We start from the raw sequence: 21,812 nt of genomic DNA on the forward strand, positions 1-21,812 counted from the left end.
CCTGCTTGTTTTTCTTAGAATCGGGCGCATTAAAACCGTATTAAACGTTTAGGAAAAGATCATGACTGAAGCAAAACATTGTAAGTTACTTATTTTAGGTTCGGGCCCTGCAGGCTACACAGCCGCAGTTTACGCTGCACGTGCTAATTTAAACCCTGTTTTAATTACAGGTATTCAACAAGGTGGCCAGCTAACAACCACCACTGAAGTTGAAAACTGGCCTGGCGATGCACACGGTTTAACCGGCCCTGCATTAATGGATCGTATGAAAGAGCATGCAGAACGCTTTGAAACTGAAATTGTGTTCGACCACATCAACAAAGTTGACGTATCTAAGCGCCCTTTCACACTAACCGGTGACCAAGGTACTTACACGTGTGATGCTTTAATTATTGCAACCGGTGCCTCTGCGAAATATTTAGGCTTAGAGTCTGAGACTAATTTCCAAGGCCGTGGTGTTTCTGCTTGTGCAACCTGTGACGGCTTTTTCTATAAAGGTCAAAAAGTAGCGGTTGTTGGTGGTGGTAACACAGCGGTTGAAGAAGCGTTATACCTGTCTAACATTGCTGATGAAGTTCATGTTATCCACCGTCGTGACAGTTTCCGTAGTGAAAAAATTCTTGCTGACCGCCTTGCTGACAAAGCAGCAAACGGTAACGTTGTAATGCACTATAACCGTACACTTGATGAAGTGCTTGGTGACCAAATGGGTGTGACCGGCGTTCGCATCAAAGATGTGGCATCAGATGCTACTGAAGAACTTGATTTAGCGGGTGTATTTATTGCCATTGGCCATAAGCCAAACACCGATATGTTTGAAGGTCAGCTAGAAATGAAAGACGGCTACCTAGTGGTTGAATCTGGTCTTAACGGTAATGCAACTCAAACAAGTGTGCCAGGCGTATTTGCTGCCGGTGATGTGTCTGATCATATTTACCGTCAAGCTATCACCTCTGCCGGTACTGGCTGTATGGCTGCACTTGATGCAGAACGCTTTTTAGATAACCTATAAGCATACATAGCATACTTTTGGGGCTGAATTTTCAGCCCTTTTTTGTGCCCAAAACATTACGCCCGAGATAATTGTATCCGCACCAACATTCACTAAGCTTATAGTTGAAATTAGTCTTATTTATACAATTAATGGCTCAGGTGCGATAGGATCTAAGGGTGAGCAACAAATACCGTCAAATTATATAAGTAAAACTAGCTATAATTATCGTCAGGAATAAAAGCTTTATTCATTTAGGCATTACTAGAAACTGTAAAATCAGTTAAAATGCTTAACTTCATATCAAGTAAATTACCGAGAGTTTTCTATGAGTTTGTATACAAAATATATGGAAGAAATCCAAACCCGTAAAACGGAGCTTGGATTAAGCCCACAACCAATCGATAGCGCTGAACTAGTATCAGAAATAATTAATCAAATTAAAGATACTAATAACGAGCACCGTAAAGATTCACTGCATTTCTTTATTTTTAATACTTTACCTGGAACAACCAGTGCTGCGGGCGTTAAAGCACAGTTTCTAAAAGAAATCATTTTGGGTGAAGAGCACGTTGCAGAGATCACTCCAGAATTTGCATTTGAACTGCTTTCACACATGAAAGGCGGCCCATCGATTGAAATGCTAATTGATTTAGCCTTTGCTGATGACGCAAAAATCGCAGCACAAGCTGCAGAAGTACTGAAAACTCAGGTATTTTTATACGATGCAGATATGGAGCGCATAAAAGCGGCCTACGAAGCAGGTAATGAAATTGCTAAAGAATTACTAGAGAGCTTTTCAAAAGCTGAATTCTTTACAAAATTACCTGACATCGAAGAAAAAATCGAAGTAGTAACTTACATTGCTGGTGAAGGCGACATCTCAACTGATTTACTGTCTCCAGGTAATCAAGCACACTCGCGTGCTGACCGTGAATTACACGGTAAGTGCATGATCACTGAAGAAGCACAACAAGAAATTGTTGCTCTTCAAAAGAAACACCCTAACGCTAAAGTAATGCTTATTGCTGAAAAAGGCACCATGGGCGTTGGTTCATCACGTATGTCTGGTGTGAATAACGTAGCACTTTGGGCTGGTAAACAAGCAAGCCCATACGTTCCTTTCATCAACATTGCACCTGTTGTTGCAGGTACTAATGGTATTGCACCAATCTTCTTAACAACGGTTGATGTAACTGGCGGTATTGGTCTTGACCTTAAAAACTGGGTTAAAAAAGTAGATGCAGACGGCAATACAGTAACTGATGCAAATGGTGATGCAGTGCTTGAAGAAGCCTACTCTGTTGCTACTGGTACTGTGCTAACAATCAATACTAAAGAGAAAAAGCTTTTTAACGGTGATAAAGAACTTGTTGATATTTCATCAGCATTCACACCGCAAAAAGTTGAATTTATGAGAGCCGGTGGTTCTTACGCAGTTGTATTTGGTAAGAAACTACAAACGTTTGCTGCTGAAACTCTTGGCATTGAAACGCCGCTTGTTTACGCACCTTCAAAAGAAATTTCACACGAAGGCCAAGGCTTAACAGCGGTTGAAAAAATCTTTAACCGTAATGCGGTAGGTGTACTATCAGATACGCCACTTCACGCAGGCTCAAACGTTCGCGTTAAAGTGAACATCGTTGGTTCGCAAGATACAACCGGTCCAATGACAGCACAAGAATTAGAAGCAATGGCTGCTTCAACGATTTCACCTCTTGTTGATGGTGCCTATCAGTCTGGTTGTCATACAGCATCAGTATGGGATAGCAAAGCACAAGCAAACATTCCTAAACTAATGGCGTTTATGAATAAGTTTGGTTTGATCACCGCACGTGACCCGAAAGGCGTTTACCATGCAATGACTGACGTTATTCACAAAGTATTGAACGACATTACAATTGATGATCGCGCTATCATCATTGGTGGTGACTCACATACACGTATGTCTAAAGGCGTTGCCTTTGGTGCCGATTCAGGTACTGTTGCTGTTGCACTTGCAACCGGTGAATCAGCGATGCCGATTCCTGATTCAGTTAAAGTAACGTTTAAAGGCAAAATGGCTAAGCATATGGATTTTCGCGATGTTGTACATGCAACGCAAGCGCAAATGCTTAAGCAATTTGGCGGCGAAAACGTATTCCAAGGTCGTATCATTGAAGTTCATATTGGTACCCTAATGGCTGACCAAGCTTTTACCTTCACTGACTGGACTGCAGAAATGAAAGCGAAAGCGTCAATCTGTATTTCAAATGATGAAACGTTAATTAAGTCAATTGAACTTGCTAAGTCACGTATCCAAATCATGATCAACAAAGGTATGGAAAACGAAGCACAAACGCTACAAGGTCTAATCGATTTAGCCGACAAGCGTATTGCAGGTATTCAATCTGGTGAAGAGCCAGCACTTTCTCCAGACGACAACGCTAAATACCACGCAGAAGTTGTGGTTGATTTAGACCAAATCGTTGAGCCAATGATTGCCGATCCAGACGTAAATAACAATGATGTTTCTAAGCGTTATACTCACGATGTGATCCGCCCTGTTTCTTTTTACAACGACAAGCCTGTTGATTTAGGTTTTGTTGGTTCGTGTATGGTTCACAAAGGCGATATGAAAATTATTGCTCACATGCTACGTAACCTTGAGAAGAAAAACGGTTCTATCTCATTCAAAGCGCCATTAGTTGTTGCGCCACCAACATACAACATTGTTGATGAGCTTAAAGCTGAAGGCGATTGGGATATTCTTGCTAAATACGCAGGTTTTGAATTTGACGATGCAAAACCAAAAACGGCTGCACGTACTAAGTATGAAAATATCTTATACCTAGAACGTCCTGGTTGTAACTTATGTATGGGTAACCAAGAAAAAGCAGAACCTGGTGATACTGTTATCGCAACATCAACACGTCTTTTCCAAGGCCGTGTAGTAGCCGATACATCTGAGAAAAAAGGTGAGTCACTTCTAGGTTCTACGCCAGTTGTAGTTCTATCTTCTGTTCTTGGTCGTTTCCCGACTATGGAAGAGTATAAGTCTGCGGTTGAAGGTATTGACCTTACATCGTTTACACCTGTTGAAGAAGCAATGACAACTAAGTTCAACGCTGGACAAGCTGTACCAGTAAAAGTGGTTAGCTAATTCGATTAGTTTACCATTTAATTAAGCGCGTTTTTTAACGCGCTTTTTTTATGCCTAAAATTTACCTAACAGCAATGTAAGTCCTGCTCAACCCTATAGAGAACACAATAATTTGTGGTTTGTGATTTTAAAGCAACAGGTTACACTTTACCTTGACCATGCAGTTATTCAATCGGTGTTATGACTAAACAACTCTATCAACTCGCTACGAGCCATTTTGCTTTTCCTGATCCCAGCCATGCATTAGATGATCCAGATGGTTTACTTGCCATTGGTGGATGCTTATCGGTAACACGATTAAAAAATGCTTATTTATCTGGTATTTTTCCGTGGTTTAATGAGCACGAGCCAATTATGTGGTGGTCACCTAGTGAACGCGGTATTGTTGAGCTTGATGACTTTCATGTTAGTAAAAGCTTACGAAAACATTTAAAAAAGCACCCGGTCACCGTAACTATTAACCATGCCTTTGAAGAAGTGATAGAAGCGTGCCGCGATCAACGTCTTGATACCGATGGCACTTGGATAACCCCGCAAATGCAACAGGCGTACATTAATGCCCATCACAATGGCTTGGCCCATAGTTTAGAGGTATGGAGCGAGGGAGAGCTTGCAGGCGGCTTATATGGGATTATGCAAACAGGTGTTTTTTGTGGTGAATCAATGTTTCATCATCAAACAAATTGCTCCAAACTCGCCATGTGGGCGCTGGTTAATTGGCTTAAGCGCCATAATGCGCATTTTATTGATTGCCAATTAGAAAATCCTTATTTAATGTCGTTAGGTGCCAGCGTGATTCCACGTGAAGAATTTTTAACTAAACTTAATAAAGCACAGTGTTACACCCCAGCTGCCAGTATGTGGCAGCCACAGGAGCTAATCGCGATATATGAATGAACAACTTCCGACTCGTATTGGCCTAAGCCAACCATTTGAATGCAGTTATTTACCTGATCGCCAAGAACAACTGCTGGTGATACTCGATCCAAGTTGTTACAACAGCAATAAGTTTGAGTCGTTATTAGGATTGGGCTTTCGTCGCAGTGGTAACCAAATTTACCGTCCGCACTGCCCTATTTGCAGCGCGTGTAGTTCAGTGCGCGTTTTAGCTGATGAATTTATGCCGACAAAATCGCAAAAACGTAAACTTAACAAAGCAAAAAACCGCTTTGAGGTAAAATATTCTCAAGTTGAACGCGAACAATACTATCCACTTTACAGTAAATATATTAGCTTGCGCCACCAAGACGGTTCTATGTATCCACCTGATAAATCACAATTTCAAAGTTTTTTGTTTTGTAGCTGGTTAACCATCACCTTTATAGAGCTTTGGGATCAAGAAAACTTAGTAGCCGTTGCTGTAACTGATTGTATGGACAACGCTATTTCCGCTATTTATACATTTTTTGACCCTGACTACGAACACTTCAGTTTAGGGACTGTAATGATATTACAGCAGCTTAAATTTGCTAAACAGCAACACAAACAGTTTGTTTATTTAGGCTATCAAATAGATGAATGCGACAAAATGAAGTATAAAACCCAGTTTTTACCTGCCCAAAAACAGCTCAATGACCAGTGGGTGGCTATTTAATTTACAAAAATAGCCCCTGCGCCTTTACTTATTGGCGTATTTTGGGCAAAATCTGCAGCGTTTAACTATTAAAGAGGTGTTACGCTAAACATGGCGAAAGAAGACGTAATCGAAATGCAAGGGACAGTCCTTGATACTTTACCAAATACAATGTTCCGAGTTGAGCTAGAAAATGGTCACGTAGTTGTGGCTCATATTTCAGGTAAAATGCGCAAAAACTATATCCGTATTTTAACCGGCGATAAAGTAACGGTAGAAATGACTCCTTACGATTTATCGAAAGGTCGTATCGTATTCCGTGCTCGCTAAGTAAGTGCGTAAACGAGATTTAGTTTTTGGCTAGTGAAAACTAGCTTTAAGCGTTTATTAAATGTAATTAATGGTAGTAGCCAGTAATTACATTTAATAAACAAAAAACCCAGCCTTTGCTGGGTTTTTTGTTGCCTATTTCTTTGGCAAATAAAAAAGCCTGCATAAAGCAGGCTTTTTAAATTGCTAGCTTTTTTAGGTTAGGCTGGCGTTAAGTCACTCTCGTAATCAAAACGCAGTTTTTTATCTTTAACCGATACTTTTACCGTACCGCCAGAAATTAGCTCACCAAACAGTATTTCGTTAGCCAATTGCTTTTTAAGATCTTCTTGGATAACACGAGCCATAGGACGCGCGCCCATTGCTTTGTCATAGCCTTTATCAGCCAACCACTCACGAGCTTTAGAAGTAAGCTCAAGGTTAACTGACTTCTTATCCAGTTGCGCTTGAAGCTCCACAACAAACTTATCAACCACTTGCAAAATAACCTCTTTTTCGAGGTGATTAAACCAAATAATGTTATCTAAGCGGTTTCTAAATTCAGGTGAAAATACTTTGTTAATTTCACCCATTGCATCGTGTGTGTGATCTTGCTCACTAAAACCAATCGACTTACGCGTGGTTTCTTGTACGCCGGCATTAGTGGTCATCACCACTACTACGTTTCTAAAGTCAGCTTTTCGGCCGTTATTATCTGTTAGCGTACCGTGATCCATAACTTGTAATAAAATGTTGTAGATATCAGGATGCGCTTTTTCAATTTCATCCAGCAATACCACTGCATGTGGGTTTTTGATCACCGCTTCTGTTAATAAGCCGCCTTGTTCAAAACCTACATAACCCGGAGGCGCACCGATTAAACGGCTCACCGCATGGCGCTCAACGTATTCAGACATATCAAAACGAATAAACTCAACACCCATGCATTTAGCTAATTGCTTGGTAACCTCTGTTTTACCTACCCCTGTTGGGCCTGCAAATAAGAACGAACCAACCGGTTTGTTCTCGTTTGCTAAACCTGAGCGCGATAAGCGAATAGCAGAAGTTAATGCATCAATGGATTGATCTTGTCCAAACACCAACATTTTTAAATTACGGTCTAAGTTTTTCAGCGTTTCTTTATCAGACGACGACACATTTTGAGGCGGAATACGCGCCATTTTTGACACAATCATCTCAATATCAGATACACCAATGGTTTTTTTACGCTTGGACGTAGGCAGTAGCCGTTGGCTTGCGCCTGCTTCATCAATAACGTCAATCGCTTTATCAGGTAAGTGACGCTCATTAATGTACTTGGCACTTAGCTCGGCGGCTGCTTTTAACGCTTTTTGCGTATAACGAATACCGTGGTGTGCTTCGTAACGATCTTTTAAGCCGTTAAGAATTTTAGTGGTATCTTCAACACTAGGTTCAAGCACATCAATTTTTTGAAAACGACGAACTAGGGCGCGATCTTTTTCAAAAATATTCTTGTACTCACCGTAAGTGGTAGAACCCATACAACGTAATTGCCCACTTGAGAGTAACGGCTTAATTAAGTTTGAGGCATCCATTACCCCACCTGAGGCAGCACCTGCACCAATAATGGTGTGAATTTCATCAATAAATAAAATTGAACCTGGTTTTGCTTGTAACTCTTTTAATAAACTTTTAAAGCGTTTTTCAAAATCGCCTCGGTATTTGGTACCGGCAAGTAACGCGCCCATATCTAAAGAGTACACAACCGCATCTGCAATGACTTCAGGCACTTGTTCGTTAACAATACGATAGGCTAAGCCCTCGGCAATGGCAGTTTTACCTACGCCGGCTTCACCAACCAGTAATGGGTTATTCTTTTTACGACGACACAGCACTTGCACTGTGCGCTCTACTTCACTGTCACGGCCAACAAGCGGGTCAATATTACCCTCTTTAGCGTGTATATTAAGGTTAGTTGTAAAGCTGTCGAGCTTACTCGCTTCTTCGCTTGCTACTTCTTGCACCTCTTCATGAATATCGTCGGTATCATCGCCTAATTCGTCGTCACCTTTGGCAATCCCATGAGAAATAAAGTTAACAATATCAAGTCGAGAAATATCGTTCTTTTTAAGTAAATACACTGCTTGGCTTTCTTGTTCAGAAAAAATAGCCACCAGCACATTCACGCCAGTCACCTCATTTTTACCCGAAGATTGCACATGAAATACCGCGCGCTGTAATACACGCTGAAAGCCAAGTGTTGGTTGAGTTTCGCGTTCTTCTTCTAAATCGGGAATAACCGGTGTGGTTTCATCAATAAATTCAAGTAACTCTGTTTTTAATCCAGAAACGTCAACACCACACGCATTGAGCGCTTCTCCAGCTGATGGATTGTCGAGTAGAGCGAGTAAAAGATGCTCTACGGTCATAAACTCATGACGACGTGTACGCGCTTCACGAAACGCGGTGTTCAAAGTTAGTTCTAAGTCTTTATTTAGCATTGGCAACCCCTTACAGAGATAATAATTTTATACCGCACTTCAAAGATGAAAGTTCACCTTTATGGTATTTATTCCTGCTCACAACTACATAGCAGTGGATGCTCGTTATCCCTTGAGTAGCGGTTAACTTGCTCAGCCTTGGTATGTGCTACGTCGGCGCTATAAACACCACATATACCCTTACCTTGCTGATGTATTTGCAGCATCACATCAGTTGCTCTATCGCTATCCATATTAAAAAACGTCATTAAGATCTCTATTACAAAATCCATCGGCGTGTAATCATCGTTGTTTAACACAACTTTATATTTTCGCGGTGGCTGCAACTTTTGCTTTTCACTATCGCGAACGGTGTCGATAACACCAGAATCTTTCATACCACTCATAATTAAATATAGTCTTGTCTTTGTAACTCAAGCAAACTTGAATAAAAAAATAAATAAAATGTTAAAAAATAACCTAAAACACTTGACTGGTTGCTTAAATAAACTACAGTCAAATGGTGATTGATTAAACCTTAGTCAGTCTAGCAAACAATACAGTTTAGGATAACTAAATTAGTCAACTTATAGAAGGATGTAGAAGTATGGCTTGTGGTAAAGTCAAATGGTTCAACAACGCCAAAGGTTTTGGTTTCATCGTAGAAGACGGTTGCGAGAACGACATTTTTGCTCATTACTCCACAATTGTAATGGACGGATACAAGACACTTAAAGCTGGTCAAGATGTTACCTTCGAATTACAACAGGGCCCTAAAGGTCTACACGCTACTAATATAGCGCCTAATGGCGATATTATAGGGTGATTGTAATTATGAGACTAAAGCGAGTGACCTGTTTAGATCCTCGCTTAATTTCTTAAAAATCCCTAACCACTCCAATATAAATTGCCTCATTGTTTGTTAATTCAACCCCACTCCTTGATTTTATTTTATCTACCCCAATAATTTCAGTATTAGAAGTTTAACTGCTGGCGTCTGGCGTGTAATCCTAGCCCTTTTTAGCCAAGCTTGTTACACTCTTTATCCTGTAAAACGTAATTACTTTAGCCTAATGGCTAGTTTGTATTTACATAAATTTTAGTTATAAAAGACACTAGTCCGTCAGGTGTGATTATTCTCACCTTGTTTAGGTTATACGAGTACCAACACCTAACAGACTACTCATTGCATGTACTAATGCTTAATTTAAAAGTATTAGGCGATGATTTCTTTGCATTGTTGAATTTGGCCAATGCGGCCTACTATCTAGGAATGATGATGACATCAAAAATTATCTATACAAAAACGGACGAAGCTCCGGCACTAGCAACTTATTCGTTGTTACCTATTATCCAAGCATACACAAATGCGGCAGGTGTTGAAGTTGAAACACGCGACATCTCATTAGCTGGTCGTGTAATTGCGAGCTTCCCGGATTACCTAACAGAAGAACAACGCATTGGTGATGCACTTGCAGAACTTGGCGAAATGGCAAAAACACCAGAAGCTAACATCATTAAATTACCGAACATTAGTGCATCAGTTCCACAACTTCGCGCTGTAATTAAAGAGCTTCAAGAAAAAGGTTATGCACTTCCAGAATACCCGGTTGAACCTAAAAACGATGAAGAGAAAGCGATTCAAGCAGCCTACGATAAAATTAAAGGCAGCGCAGTAAACCCTGTACTTCGTGAAGGTAACTCTGACCGTCGTGCACCAGGTTCAGTGAAAGAGTATGCACGTAATAACCCACATTCAATGGGCGCGTGGAGCAAAGATTCACAATCATACGTTGCAAGCATGGAAGAAGGTGACTTCTTTGGTTCTGAGCAATCACTAACTGTTGATGAAGCAACGGATGTTCGTATCGAACACGTAGCGGCTAATGGCGATATCACTGTACTTAAGCAAAGCACGCCATTACTTGCTGGTGAAGTAATTGATGCGTCACGTATTAGTGCAGCAAAATTACAAGCATTCCTAGAAGCTGAAATCAATGCAGCTAAAGAAAAAGGCGTGTTATTTTCGCTTCATATGAAAGCAACCATGATGAAAGTATCTGATCCAATCATCTTTGGTCACGCTGTAAAAGTATTCTACAAAGACGTTTTTGCAAAACACGGTGCACTTTTTGAAGAGCTAGGTGTTGATGTAAATAACGGTTTAGGCGATGTGTACTCTAAAATTCAAACATTAGATGACGCTAAGCGCGAAGAAATTGAAGCAGACATTCAAGCGGTTTACGCTAACCGCCCAGCTATCGCCATGGTTGATTCTCATCGTGGTATTACAAACTTACACGTACCAAGTGATGTGATCATCGATGCTTCTATGCCTGCTGCAATTCGTTCAAGCGGTCAAATGTGGAATAAAGACGATAAATTACAAGACACAAGCTTTGTAATTCCAGATCGTTGTTACTCTGGCGTTTACCAAGCAACGATTGATTTTTGTAAACAGCACGGTGCTTTTGATCCTACAACTATGGGTAGCGTACCAAACGTTGGCCTTATGGCTCAAAAAGCGGAAGAATACGGCTCACATGACAAAACATTTGAAGCAAAAGCTGACGGTACTATTCGTGTTGTTGACACAAACGGTAACACCCTACTTGAGCACAGTGTTGAGCAAGGCGATATCTGGCGTATGTGTCAGGTTAAAGATGCACCAATTCAAGATTGGGTTAAACTTGCAGTAAACCGCGCTCGCGCAACTGGTAATCCGGCTATTTTCTGGTTAGATGCAGAACGTGCACACGATGCTGAGCTAATCAAAAAAGTGAACAAATACTTGCCAGATCATGATACTGCTGGCCTAGATATTCAAATTTTATCGCCAATGGATGCAACCTTATTCTCACTAGCACGCATCAAAGAAGGTAAAGATACGATTTCTGTAACAGGTAACGTATTACGTGATTACCTAACAGATTTATTCCCAATTTTAGAATTGGGTACTAGTGCTAAAATGCTTTCAATTGTGCCACTGATGAATGGCGGTGGTTTATTTGAAACAGGTGCCGGTGGTTCTGCTCCTAAGCACGTTCAACAGTTTGAAAAAGAAAACCACTTACGTTGGGATTCTTTAGGTGAGTTCTTAGCACTTGCTGCGTCACTTGAACACCTAAGCACAACAACGGGTAACAACAAGGCACAAGTACTTGCGGATACGCTTGATAAAGCAACGGGTACATTCTTAGCTGAAAACAAGTCGCCTTCACGTAAAGTAAAAGAGATTGATAACCGTGGTTCTCATTTCTTCTTATCTTTATTCTGGGCTCAAGAACTTGCTAAGCAAAATGAAGATAGCGAGCTTAAAGCGCAATTTACACAAATTGCTAGCGACCTTGAAACCAACAAAGAGCAAATTGTTAGCGAGCTAAACGATGCACAGGGTCCTGCAATGAACATTGGCGGATACTTCCAGCCAAATGACGATGCAGCCTTCAAAGCAATGCGTCCGAGCACAACATTTAACGAGATTTTATCTAAACTAGTATAAATCAGTTAAATGAATGAAAAGGCGCTCATAGAGCGCCTTTTTTGTGCCTAAGAAAAAGGCCGCTAATGCGGCCTTTTAAATTCAACTTTAAAAGTTTATTTTGTGTACGCGCGTGGCATGTTCGACTCTGTTGTATAGCGCTCACGCAGTTTATCTTGGCGAGATTCAGTACTAACCTCAACCCCATTAATAAACATTTTATTCACGTGACTGCTCAGCTCAAACGGGTCGTTACTCCACATAACAACATCAGCGGCTTTACCTACTTCTAGGCTACCGGCATTAATACCAAATACATCAGCCACATTCGAAGTCATTGCCTTTAATGCGCCTTGTTGGCTCATACCGTAAGACACTGCGTTACCGGCATCGTAGCGAAGCTGGTAAACATTGTGGCTGGCATCGCCACCCACAGTTAATAGCACTTTAACACCGGCTTTTTCTAGTATGCCGGCATTATTTAAGCTTGCATGCAATGAATCGAAGCTGCCTGGTAAATTATCCATTGCACTAATGATCACAGGAATGCCTGCTTTAGCGATGCGATCTTTAACTACAACGGCATCTTGAGCGCCATTAAGGACAATGTTTACGCCAAACTGCTGTTTCACTTTTATTAGTTCAACAATATCAGCCGAACGCGACACACTAATTAGTAATGGCATATCGCCTTTTAGTACTTTAGCCATTATGGTGTCTTCAGCACTTGGCTTAGCGTCATCTTTTTTAGCTTCTTTGCTTGCTTTAGTTTGATGCTCATCTAACTTATTGATAAGTGTTTGCAAGGTAAATGCACGAGAGCCTTTGCTGCGTTCACCCAAATGAACCACTAATGCTGCTTGCTTTTTATTTACGCTTTCGAAGCTACCACTTAAATCAACAACACTTGCAAGGCCTGCAAATATGCTGTCACCACCGTAAGGGGTGATCAAATCGCGAGTAATACCGCCTTTACGTGCATAAGGAATTAAGCTTGAACGAGGATTAAATGCCAAGCTTGCATCAAAGTCGATACCCGCTTTGTCTTCTCCTGCATCGCGAGAACCGGCAACCGCACCTACTTCAACTAAGCCAAGCTGGTTTACACTGGCTATAAAACCTGGGGTCACTATTTGACCTTGAGCATCAATAACTTTGTCAACTTTAAAATCGCTAGGGTTAATGGCAGTGATTTTGCCATCATTCATAACTATGCTAGCTCCTTCTAATACACCTTGATCTGAAGATGTATGCAAAGTTGCATTAATAATTGCCAGTGACTCTGCGCTCACGGTACCCGATGCTAATAGCCCTGCAGCAACCAGAGAAAGCGAAAACGAACGTGATAATTTTTTCATTCTGGGTGCTCCTTATTGTTGACCTAACATAAAATCACTTTGTGCTTGGAATGCGCTATCGTTTCTATCGTAAACTTTTGCACCATCAACAAACACTTGCTCTGCTTTTGCATAAACACTAAACGGGCTTTGATTCCAAATAACAACATCAGCTTGTTTGCCTGCTTCAAGTGAGCCTGTTTTATCTTCAATACCTAACGATTTAGCGGCGTTAGCTGTGATCCACTTAATTGCATGCTGCTCAGAAATATCAAACCCATTTTGGTTTGCACTGTACATTACTTTAGCGGCTTCTTGGTTTAAGCGTTGAATCGTCGTGTCAGAATCTGAGTGCACAACGGCACATGAGTTTTTAACTGCATCAACAATAGCTACGTTCTCTTGCACCATATCGTAGGCTTCCATTTTAAAGCCCCACCAGTCTGGCCAAAGTGCTGCACACGAGCCATTTTCAGCTAATAAATCAGCAATTTTATAGGCTTCAATTCCGTGGTGGAATGTGCCCGCATGATAATTAAACTCTTTAGAAAGGTCGATCATCATCGCCATTTCTTCTGCTTTGTAGCAGTGATTATGAATACGAACGTCACCTTCTAAAACACCGCGTAATGTATCGTATTTAATATCACGATGTGGAGCTTCTGGGTTTTTACCCGCAGCGTAATCAGCATCGTATTTATCCCACTCACGCTTATATTCTTGAGCGCCAATCCAAGCTGTACGATATCCTGCCATATTACCCATACGTGTCATCGGTAATACGCCTTTACGACCGTAAACACGTTTAGGATTTTCACCACATGCCATTTTTAAACCGTATGGCGCATCAGGAAATTTCATTCCTTGCATGGTGTGAGCCGGTACATTTTTAAGGGTAACGCCACGTCCACCGAATAAATTAGCCGAACCCGGTAAAATTTGTAATGACGTAATACCGCCTTCACGTGCGCGATTGAAACCTGGATCTTGTGGCCAAATTGAATGCTCAACCCATACTTCTGCCGTATTTGGACTGGTCATTTCGTTACCATCTTGATGAGACTCAACCGATGGATTTGGATAAGCACCTAAATGTGAATGAACGTCAATAATGCCTGGTGTTACCCATTTACCTTGTGCGTCGATGGTGGTATCTGCATCAGCGGTTAAATCTTTACCAATTTGCTGCACTTTACCGTCGACAATTAATACATCAGCTTCATCTAAACGCTCACCCGTCCCTGTTAATACAGTCGCATTGGTGATTAACGTGCTTGATGTCGCTACCGGTTGGTAAGTACTTGGGTATGGGTTTTTATTAATGGTTACTTTGTCATCTTGTGGGCCGCTTTCTTGGCAACCAACAAGTGCTGCTGCTAAACCAACAGCTAACAATGAGGGAGCAAATTTTTGCATGTTTTTAGGTTCTCCTGTTTTTTTACTACTTTAGCGAAAGCAAACGCATAAAGCTAAAAAAACAGGTGAAAAGGCGGTTATTTAAGGTGAATTTCTGTAATTATTTTTTTATATAATTGTTATAAAGCTTATCCAGAGCTCCTTCGGTGGTGAGCGATGGATCTTTACTTATAAAGTGTTTAACCGTTCGTGTTACAAAATCCGAATTTTGCTTATGTAATTTTGAAAAATCTTTAATCAATGTATTACCATCTTTTGCGGCTGTAACTTTATCATGACGATGTCTGTATTGACTCAATGCCTTATTAAAATCACCTTGATAGTCTTCCACTAAAATTTTATAAAAGTCATTTTTTTGTACTTTTAATACAGTAATGCAATAGTTAAGCGCTTCTTTGAAATCGGTAAATACAGTGCCTTCAACATCAAACTCTTTAATTTTTTCACGCACTGTGACACGTGCTTCCTCAGTGGCATAACTAAAGCCCGTAAAGGCGAGTCGCTCAGCCGCTTCTTTACCTAGCTTCATACCTGCTTGAATACTATGCGCAAATTCATCACTCATATCAGCGAGTTCGTTTTCTTCCCACATGTTATAAACACGCAGAGGTTTTGCATACTTATTAGATAATTTCTTTTTAAGTTTGCTAAATCGCTCATCAATAGTCATTAATCGCTCATTGTGAAGTAATGCATGGCATTCGTAACAGGCTGCAATGGCAACAAAGTCAGCTTCTTCACCTAGATCAATAATACTTTGTAGCATATGCAATGGCGGGCAATGATCGCGCTCTGTTGCCTCACAGCCGCAATAAAAACATTGGTTAAAATGCTGTTGCTCACACGCATAAGCTTGCTGGTAGTAACTTGCTAACGTTTTATTCACAATTGCGCTCCAAAAATATAAATGCCACAAATTTAGGGCGCGATAATAACAGCCTGAAAAAATATTTCAGTAGGAAAACGCTAAAGTGTGTCAAAAATAAATTATTTATGAACAACTTTTCATACACCTACAAAATTGCACGATTTATATACACATCTTCTTACAGCTTACCCCATTCAGTTAACAACATTCCGGCTACATTAGGCAATACTTAAGTTGCACATAAACAAAGAGGCAAATACTATGATTTCTTTTAAAGCAACTCTATATTCAACGGTATTATTGGGCGCAGCAACATTAACAGCACCTGTAATGGCAACCACCTTTGTTGCCGCTGACTCATCACCCGGTACCCAAGCTTGTATGGCCGTTGCATCTAACAAAAGGTTGACACTTCACAGAGCCATGAAAGATCTGCGAATTAGTAAACATGTAATTGGCAAAAAATTACTCTGTAATGATTTATCAATGGGTGATTTTGTAGCGCTGTATGATTTAAATAAATCAGCACGCTTTTTAAATATTGAAGCATCTACCAGTACATCAATAAGAGATTTAGCGAAAGTAAACAAACCGCTTGTGGTTATTATGGCGGGGTCTAAATAATATTACAGGTTTTAAATGCGTTTAATTTACTCGAGTCAAACACGTTAAGCAGGGCTTAGTACCTGCTTAACGTGTATTTATTATTAAATAAGCGCTGCCAACAAACCAAATATGCCACCAAATACTCCACCCCAAACAACGAGCCAGCCTAAGTGCTCGCGGATCATGGTTTGAATTATTTCTTTTACCATTTTAGGGGTGAGTTCATCTAGGCGTTCATCCACTAACTTAAGCACCGTGTTATGCAAGCTTTCCGCGTTATTGCCTTGGGTTAACATATCGCTTAATAGTATTTTAAAATCGTCGGTGTCACTTATTTGCACCAGCGATGATTGCATTTTTTCAATAAACTTTTCTCGCATTGGCTCAACGGCTTCAGTGCCACCAAACATTGCAAGCATGCTACCAAATTGTGATTGTTCAATAACCACTAACAAATTATCGAATGCAGGGTTTAAATCCACTTTATAAATGACTGATTCAAAGTCTATCGTTGGTTGAGCCTTGCTTAGAAGCTTGTCTATTTTATGCTCAGAAAAGAACTCCGTAAGTATTAAGTTTCTTATAGCCACTTTAAAACTTTCAAACTTAAGTGCAATTACACCCGAACCATATAAAAACGGCACTTTTTCAAACAGCATATGAATAGCGAGTAAGTTTGTAACTGCACCGGAGAGTGCAAATAAGCCCACAGAAAGTACAATGGTTTGTTCAAATACAAAACCAATAACAACACAACACGCTGCTAATAAGTTAGTGATAAAACTTTTATTCATTTTTATTCCATTTCAGTGATTTGTATCAGAAATTGATAGTATTAATTTTACACCGATTAATTTGTTTATTTAATCCCTTTTTGCCATAGTTTATTTATAGGTTTAAAAGGTGACTATTGTTATGTGGAAAACAATCAATCAAGAGATCAGCCAGGCTATCCATTATGATTTTAAACACACCCATAAACGTCAGTTGCAAAACACATCCACCGATAAGTTGTTTCATTTAAGCGATGGCAAGCACAATTACTTAGTTAAAGTTGGGCAAAAACATGAGCTAGAGCGCTTTGAGGCTCAAGCTCAAGGCTTAAAACAGCTTACTCAAAACAGTGTATTTATGGTGCCAGACTGTATTATAACTGGGGCTAATATAGAATACGCCTTCATTGTATTAGAGTGGCTTACATTTGACGAGCTTCCCCACACTCATTGGTCAACTATGGGGGAGCATCTTGCCATGTTACATCAAAAACACCAGCAAGCGATGTTTGGTTTTGATACCGACAATTATTTAAGCTCAACGCTTCAGCCTAATCAGTGGCATAAAAAATGGGATGTATTTTTTGCAGAAGAACGTATTGGTTGGCAATTACAACTATTAGCTGAAAAAGACATTGTACTTTCAGACCCCGAACAACTAATAAATTTAGTAAAAGAGACACTGCATAATCATCATGTTTTACCCTCATTATTACATGGCGATTTTTGGCGTGGTAACCTGGGCTTTGTAAATAACATTCCGACCTTGTTTGACCCCGCCTGCTATTACGGTGATCGGGAAGTCGATATTGCTATGAGCGAGCTCTATGCTCCCCTTCCAGAGGATTTTTATGATACCTACAAGCATCACTACCCTTTAGCACAGGGTTATGAGCAACGTAAGCTTGTTTATCAGCTTTACCCTGTTTTAAACAACGCTAACATTTTTGCGGGTCATTATCTAAATCAGGCTAAAGAGCACGTTGATAAACTAATAAACTTACTAGACTAAACTCGTAAACTAAAATAAATGCAGTAAACAAGATATAAGCACTATATTTAGTGTAAGCCCGTTGTGTGCTACCCACGTAAAAAAACTTAGTTTTTATGAGGTGTTATTATGAAAGACTTTTTATCACAACGCATCGCCTGTCCACATTGTGGACACCATATTCATTTAGATCTCGATGCCAGTATGGGCGATCAAGACTACTATGAAGAATGTAGTGCCTGCTGTAACCTTATACACTTGAACATGCATATAGACTATGCACGTAACAAGTTAGAGTTACATGTGGACAGCGATGACGAACAAATATTTTAGCTATGTTGGCGCATGTAGTTTTCAACGGTGTTTATAATTGTGTAGGTTTGCTGGTCGACTTCAATATTGAACTCATCACCCACAACGGCTTCACCTAAATTAGTTATATCGAGTGTTTCTGGTATTAGATGCAACCAAAAGCCAAACTCATCAATATTACCCACCGTTAAACTTGCACCATTAACAGATACAAATCCTTTGTATAGCACATATTTTTGCCATTTTTGTGGCAGGCTGAGCTGTATTTTGTAGTTGTTTTCTAACTTCACTATTTGCGCAATTTTTGCGGTGCAATGAATATGTCCAGATACAATATGTCCACCCAACTCAGTACCAAATGACACTGAACGCTCGTAATTAACTAAACTACCCAATTCCAGTTGCCCAAGATTAGTTAGCTGCAGAGTTTCGTCAATAACATCAAAATGCACTTGAGCAACCACATCGTGATTACTTAGCTCTACTTTTACCACAGTCAAACAGCAACCATTTATAGCGATGCTGGCACCTAAGTCTAAATGCTTCACGTATTGCTCATTGACAGAAACTACCAGACGCAATACGCCCTGTGCATGGGTTTTAGAAACTACCGTTGCTTGAGTTTGAATAATACCGGTAAACATAAAAATCGCTTCTATTTCTTACAAAGTGCTAGTTTAACGTATCAAAAGACAAAATCATTCACTTAATAGCACTTATTCATGGTTATTTTCACCACCAAGATGAATTAAATACAAACACCGACCACCAGCATAGCTTGGCTGATCACAATAGATTACAATGCGACTATGTTTTTCTGAATAGCTGTTTTTTATGACTTTTTGTAGTTGGGAAGCCAAACGTTTACTTTCTCTTGCCGTTCCGGTTTTTTTAGCACAAGTAACTTTAGTATTAATGTCTGTGGTTGACACCATTATGGCCGGACAAGTGAGCCCTACCGATTTAGCTGCACTATCAATTGCAACGGGGATATGGAACCCAATTTTATTAGCAATACAAGGGATTTTATTAGCATTAACGGGCGTTATTGCACAATTCGCTGGTGCTAAAGATCGTAACGGCATCAGCCATTATTTTCAGCAAGCCCTTTATTTAACACTCCTTTTAAGTATTGCTGGTTTTAGTGCGGCGCAGCTTGCCAATACTGTTATTTTACAGCTAGATACCACCCCTGCAATTGCTGGACTTGCTTTTGACTACATTCATTTTGTTAAATGGGGTGTATTTGGCTTTTTAATTTTTACCGTTTACAGAAATATGACTGAAGGCATGGGGATGACCAAGCCTGCATTTTATATTAGTCTACTGGGGCTTGCGGTAAACATTCCACTCAATTATATTTTTATCAATGGCTTATTTGGCCTACCAGCTTTTGGCGGAGCCGGTTGTGGTATTGCTACCGCACTCGTATTTACTGTTATGGCTATTGCGCAGGTGACTTATTGCCAGCTCAGCAAAAAAGTAGACGCTAAAGGCTTATTAACTGGCTTTGAAAAACCTAACTTTAAAACCATAGGTATTATTACCAAACTCGGTATTCCTATATCACTAGCCACTTTTTTTGAAGTAACCTTGTTTGCCTGTATACCTTTATTTATTGCGCACTTAGGTGCGGTGGCCGTATCTGGCCATCAAATTGCAGCCAGTGTTACGGCACTATTATTTATGATGCCTCTTAGCCTCTCAATTGCAATTAGCATACGAATTGGTAATTTATTTGGGCAAAATCATTTAGATCAATTAAAAGTAGCCGTGTCTACAAGTTATATTTTAGCGGCAATTATCGCTCTATTTATTGCTTTTATTACTTTTATAGGTCGCGATGTGATTAGCGAGCTTTATAGCGATAGCCCTGCGGTACTCGCACTTGCTTCATCAATTATGATTTTAGCCTGTATTTATCAACTTCCTGATGCATTACAAGTAGCTGCAAATGGTATATTGAGAGGCTTAAAGCACACAGCCCCTATTTCTTATATCACTTTTATCTCTTATTGGTTAATCGGCTTTAGTTTAGGCTACGTATTAGCAAGAACAGACTTAATAGTGCCAGCAATGGGCCCGCATGGTTTTTGGATAGGCATTATCGTTGGATTATCAGTTGCAGCTGTACTACTGATGCTGACAGTGCATAGGCGATTTAAACGTGAACCATTTATTCTCTCTTAAACAATCTATAAATAACACACTGCCACTTAGTTGGTTACTGGCAGTGTGTTGTGTATTTCTTTTTGGCTGCTCAGAGGAGCCCAGTGAGGCAAATAAAACTTATTTGTCTCGCTTAAGTAGTACCTTTCAAGTTCCCGAGCCAAAGAGAAATCCACTGCAACAACTCACGTTAGTCGCGCCTAAAAATACCTTTCAGCCCGCAATTAAAATTGGTATAACTGAACTTGCTGGTATTAGCCAATGTAAACTGAACGTTTTAATAAGCGAGCATAATAATCAGTTAGGTAAAACGGCCACCGCTGCTAGTCAATTGAAGTACCAAATAGATTTTATTCAAAGCGCGCAAAACTGTTTAAATAGCTTGGATAAACAAAGCAAGATTTACAACAAAATTGCTGCGGCAAAAACTCAAAAACAAGCTCAGCTCACTCAGTTTTTCAACAATATGTTATTTAGTGAACCCGAGCTCAACAGCAGTTGGCAATTAACCGGCCAAGAGCTCAGCACTCAACCGGCTGGGTTTAGCGACACAGTTGAGGGGCTTAAAAAGCTAACTACCATAAAACAGCTAATAGAAAACCAAAATAGTATGGCAATAAACAGTGATGATATTTTGTCAGCGCTTGAGCCGCTTAACAAATACGAGTTTAACCAACAACTTATTCAAGCCGCGCGTGAACAAATTAGCTTAAATCATGCGGCCACCCAGTTTGTAAATACTTTAACGCTCGAAGATATATGCCCAAAGGGTAAAAACAAGCAGCAAGCTAAAATTGTCAGTAATATATTCAATAAATATTATTTAAAACAAATTCAGCCTTATCAAGCGCAGCTTAGTGGTTATTTAGAAACATTGCAGCCGCTGTATGTGCAGCTGTGGTTTAATCAAGCAGTAAGCAGTGAAGAGATAAATGCTCTTCTTGACCCAAACGCTAAAAACTTACTCGCTCAGCTAAAATCGTCAGCAAAAGAGCATGTTATATGGTGGCAAAAATTTTATAAAACGTGTGAAATCAGTCCAATATGAATAAAAAAACGGCAAATAAACTCAAATAGCATAAACATGCTTGATTCACTTCCCATCACGCTATATATTAGCGACCGTTGTTAAGCAATTAACAACTCTTAAATACATGCAATACGACTGTAGCTCAGTTGGGCGAGATTGGACCGAAGCGAAGCTTCGCAGCCGAACGAGGTGGAGGCAGGACGCCGACAGGATGAAGCTTCATGGACGAATTAAATAGTATGTAGACTTATAGTACGACTGTAGCTCAGTTGGTTAGAGCACTACCTTGACATGGTAGGGGTCGGTGGTTCGAATCCACTCAGTCGTACCAATCTCCATATCTAAACTGTTA

General features: G+C 40.1%; 19 protein-coding genes and 1 tRNA gene. 13 read left to right on the forward strand and 7 right to left on the reverse strand.

Going from position 1 to position 21,812, the window contains the following annotated elements; all coding sequences use genetic code 11:
- Positions 1–61 precede the first annotated feature (61 nt).
- The 5 genes from trxB (at position 62) to infA (ending at position 6,036) form a co-directional block, all read left to right on the forward strand.
- Complete coding sequence (trxB, locus tag CWB76_RS00520) at positions 62–1,012, forward strand: thioredoxin-disulfide reductase (RefSeq protein ID WP_055011830.1); 951 nt, start codon at positions 62–64, stop codon at positions 1,010–1,012.
- A gap of 307 nt (positions 1,013–1,319) precedes the next feature.
- On the forward strand, positions 1,320–4,133 hold the full coding sequence (locus tag CWB76_RS00525) for a bifunctional aconitate hydratase 2/2-methylisocitrate dehydratase (protein ID WP_138604910.1): 2,814 nt from the start codon (positions 1,320–1,322) through the stop codon (positions 4,131–4,133).
- Between the two features lie 180 nt (positions 4,134–4,313).
- Positions 4,314–5,030 (forward strand): leucyl/phenylalanyl-tRNA--protein transferase, encoded by a 717-nt coding sequence (gene aat, locus CWB76_RS00530; RefSeq protein WP_138604911.1) that lies wholly within the window; start codon positions 4,314–4,316, stop codon positions 5,028–5,030.
- Positions 5,023–5,727, forward strand: coding sequence for an arginyltransferase (locus tag CWB76_RS00535; RefSeq protein WP_138604912.1), 705 nt, complete (start codon positions 5,023–5,025; stop codon positions 5,725–5,727). Before aat ends, CWB76_RS00535 begins: the two co-directional genes overlap by 8 nt.
- A 90-nt stretch (positions 5,728–5,817) precedes the next feature.
- Positions 5,818–6,036, forward strand: a complete 219-nt coding sequence (gene infA / locus CWB76_RS00540; RefSeq protein ID WP_002962494.1) for a translation initiation factor IF-1 — start codon at positions 5,818–5,820, stop codon at positions 6,034–6,036.
- A gap of 200 nt (positions 6,037–6,236) precedes the next feature.
- Here the strand turns inward: infA and clpA are convergent, their stop codons facing one another.
- Together clpA and clpS are read right to left on the reverse strand one after the other, a co-directional pair.
- A complete protein-coding gene (clpA, locus tag CWB76_RS00545) occupies positions 6,237–8,498 on the reverse strand; it encodes an ATP-dependent Clp protease ATP-binding subunit ClpA (protein WP_008110100.1) in 2,262 nt (753 codons plus the stop codon).
- Between the two features lie 68 nt (positions 8,499–8,566).
- The gene (gene clpS / locus CWB76_RS00550) at positions 8,567–8,875 is read right to left on the reverse strand and encodes an ATP-dependent Clp protease adapter ClpS (protein WP_008110102.1); all 309 of its coding nucleotides are present in this window, start codon (positions 8,873–8,875) and stop codon (positions 8,567–8,569) included.
- A gap of 209 nt (positions 8,876–9,084) precedes the next feature.
- Between clpS and cspD the strand changes: the two genes are divergently transcribed.
- Together cspD and CWB76_RS00560 are read left to right on the forward strand one after the other, a co-directional pair.
- A complete protein-coding gene (cspD, locus tag CWB76_RS00555) occupies positions 9,085–9,303 on the forward strand; it encodes a cold shock domain-containing protein CspD (RefSeq protein WP_138604913.1) in 219 nt (72 codons plus the stop codon).
- A 453-nt stretch (positions 9,304–9,756) separates the two neighbouring features.
- Positions 9,757–11,979 (forward strand): NADP-dependent isocitrate dehydrogenase, encoded by a 2,223-nt coding sequence (locus CWB76_RS00560; protein ID WP_138604927.1) that lies wholly within the window; start codon positions 9,757–9,759, stop codon positions 11,977–11,979.
- 95 nt (positions 11,980–12,074) lie between these two features.
- Here CWB76_RS00560 and CWB76_RS00565 read toward each other — a convergent pair whose 3' ends face one another.
- The 3 genes from CWB76_RS00565 to CWB76_RS00575 all read right to left on the reverse strand — a co-directional run bounded on the left by CWB76_RS00565 (position 12,075) and on the right by CWB76_RS00575 (position 15,597).
- Positions 12,075–13,316, reverse strand: a complete 1,242-nt coding sequence (locus CWB76_RS00565) for an amidohydrolase family protein (protein WP_054200751.1) — start codon at positions 13,314–13,316, stop codon at positions 12,075–12,077.
- A 12-nt stretch (positions 13,317–13,328) separates the two neighbouring features.
- On the reverse strand, positions 13,329–14,711 hold the full coding sequence (locus CWB76_RS00570; RefSeq protein WP_138604914.1) for an amidohydrolase: 1,383 nt from the start codon (positions 14,709–14,711) through the stop codon (positions 13,329–13,331).
- A gap of 100 nt (positions 14,712–14,811) precedes the next feature.
- Entirely contained in the window at positions 14,812–15,597 is a 786-nt protein-coding gene (locus tag CWB76_RS00575; RefSeq protein WP_138604915.1) for a hypothetical protein, read from the reverse strand.
- Between the two features lie 243 nt (positions 15,598–15,840).
- Here CWB76_RS00575 and CWB76_RS00580 point away from each other — a divergent pair, with 243 nt between their 5' ends.
- Positions 15,841–16,203, forward strand: a complete 363-nt coding sequence (locus CWB76_RS00580) for a DUF3718 domain-containing protein (protein ID WP_138604916.1) — start codon at positions 15,841–15,843, stop codon at positions 16,201–16,203.
- Between the two features lie 83 nt (positions 16,204–16,286).
- Here CWB76_RS00580 and CWB76_RS00585 read toward each other — a convergent pair whose 3' ends face one another.
- Positions 16,287–16,979 carry a DUF445 domain-containing protein gene (locus CWB76_RS00585; protein ID WP_138604917.1) on the reverse strand — a complete coding sequence of 231 codons (693 nt, stop codon included), beginning with the start codon at positions 16,977–16,979 and terminating at the stop codon, positions 16,287–16,289.
- A gap of 121 nt (positions 16,980–17,100) precedes the next feature.
- Here CWB76_RS00585 and CWB76_RS00590 point away from each other — a divergent pair, with 121 nt between their 5' ends.
- Both CWB76_RS00590 and CWB76_RS00595 read left to right on the forward strand, forming a co-directional pair.
- Positions 17,101–17,970, forward strand: coding sequence for a fructosamine kinase family protein (locus CWB76_RS00590; protein ID WP_138604918.1), 870 nt, complete (start codon positions 17,101–17,103; stop codon positions 17,968–17,970).
- Positions 17,971–18,078: 108 nt separating this feature from the next.
- Positions 18,079–18,282 (forward strand): CPXCG motif-containing cysteine-rich protein, encoded by a 204-nt coding sequence (locus CWB76_RS00595; protein WP_008464077.1) that lies wholly within the window; start codon positions 18,079–18,081, stop codon positions 18,280–18,282.
- Here CWB76_RS00595 and CWB76_RS00600 read toward each other — a convergent pair.
- The gene (locus tag CWB76_RS00600) at positions 18,279–18,905 is read right to left on the reverse strand and encodes a riboflavin synthase (protein ID WP_054200746.1); all 627 of its coding nucleotides are present in this window, start codon (positions 18,903–18,905) and stop codon (positions 18,279–18,281) included. The two genes, CWB76_RS00595 and CWB76_RS00600, sit on opposite strands and share 4 nt — an antisense overlap.
- Before the next feature lie 190 nt (positions 18,906–19,095).
- Between CWB76_RS00600 and CWB76_RS00605 the strand changes: the two genes are divergently transcribed.
- The 3 genes from CWB76_RS00605 to CWB76_RS00615 all read left to right on the forward strand — a co-directional run bounded on the left by CWB76_RS00605 (position 19,096) and on the right by CWB76_RS00615 (position 21,791).
- Positions 19,096–20,451, forward strand: a complete 1,356-nt coding sequence (locus CWB76_RS00605) for an MATE family efflux transporter (protein WP_138604919.1) — start codon at positions 19,096–19,098, stop codon at positions 20,449–20,451.
- Entirely contained in the window at positions 20,429–21,478 is a 1,050-nt protein-coding gene (locus CWB76_RS00610; protein ID WP_138604920.1) for a DUF3080 family protein, read from the forward strand. The genes CWB76_RS00605 and CWB76_RS00610 overlap by 23 nt, the downstream gene beginning before the upstream one ends.
- A 236-nt stretch (positions 21,479–21,714) precedes the next feature.
- Positions 21,715–21,791: transfer RNA gene (locus CWB76_RS00615), tRNA-Val, on the forward strand.
- Positions 21,792–21,812: the final 21 nt, after the last annotated feature.

The sequence above is a fragment of the Pseudoalteromonas sp. S1609 genome, from assembly GCF_005887255.1.
In the GTDB taxonomy this organism is placed as follows: domain Bacteria; phylum Pseudomonadota; class Gammaproteobacteria; order Enterobacterales; family Alteromonadaceae; genus Pseudoalteromonas.

Coding starts and splice junctions, on each gene's coding strand:
- trxB (WP_055011830.1), top strand. CDS start 62: ATGACTGAAGCAAAACATTGTAAGTTACTTATTTTAGGTTCGGGCCCT.
- CWB76_RS00535 (WP_138604912.1), top strand. CDS start 5,023: ATGAATGAACAACTTCCGACTCGTATTGGCCTAAGCCAACCATTTGAA.
- CWB76_RS00590 (WP_138604918.1), top strand. CDS start 17,101: ATGTGGAAAACAATCAATCAAGAGATCAGCCAGGCTATCCATTATGAT.
- cspD (WP_138604913.1), top strand. CDS start 9,085: ATGGCTTGTGGTAAAGTCAAATGGTTCAACAACGCCAAAGGTTTTGGT.
- CWB76_RS00560 (WP_138604927.1), top strand. CDS start 9,757: ATGACATCAAAAATTATCTATACAAAAACGGACGAAGCTCCGGCACTA.
- clpS (WP_008110102.1), bottom strand. CDS start 8,875: ATGAAAGATTCTGGTGTTATCGACACCGTTCGCGATAGTGAAAAGCAA.
- clpA (WP_008110100.1), bottom strand. CDS start 8,498: ATGCTAAATAAAGACTTAGAACTAACTTTGAACACCGCGTTTCGTGAA.
- CWB76_RS00570 (WP_138604914.1), bottom strand. CDS start 14,711: ATGCAAAAATTTGCTCCCTCATTGTTAGCTGTTGGTTTAGCAGCAGCA.
- CWB76_RS00585 (WP_138604917.1), bottom strand. CDS start 16,979: ATGAATAAAAGTTTTATCACTAACTTATTAGCAGCGTGTTGTGTTGTT.
- CWB76_RS00525 (WP_138604910.1), top strand. CDS start 1,320: ATGAGTTTGTATACAAAATATATGGAAGAAATCCAAACCCGTAAAACG.
- CWB76_RS00565 (WP_054200751.1), bottom strand. CDS start 13,316: ATGAAAAAATTATCACGTTCGTTTTCGCTTTCTCTGGTTGCTGCAGGG.
- CWB76_RS00600 (WP_054200746.1), bottom strand. CDS start 18,905: ATGTTTACCGGTATTATTCAAACTCAAGCAACGGTAGTTTCTAAAACC.
- CWB76_RS00595 (WP_008464077.1), top strand. CDS start 18,079: ATGAAAGACTTTTTATCACAACGCATCGCCTGTCCACATTGTGGACAC.
- CWB76_RS00580 (WP_138604916.1), top strand. CDS start 15,841: ATGATTTCTTTTAAAGCAACTCTATATTCAACGGTATTATTGGGCGCA.
- infA (WP_002962494.1), top strand. CDS start 5,818: ATGGCGAAAGAAGACGTAATCGAAATGCAAGGGACAGTCCTTGATACT.
- CWB76_RS00605 (WP_138604919.1), top strand. CDS start 19,096: ATGACTTTTTGTAGTTGGGAAGCCAAACGTTTACTTTCTCTTGCCGTT.
- aat (WP_138604911.1), top strand. CDS start 4,314: ATGACTAAACAACTCTATCAACTCGCTACGAGCCATTTTGCTTTTCCT.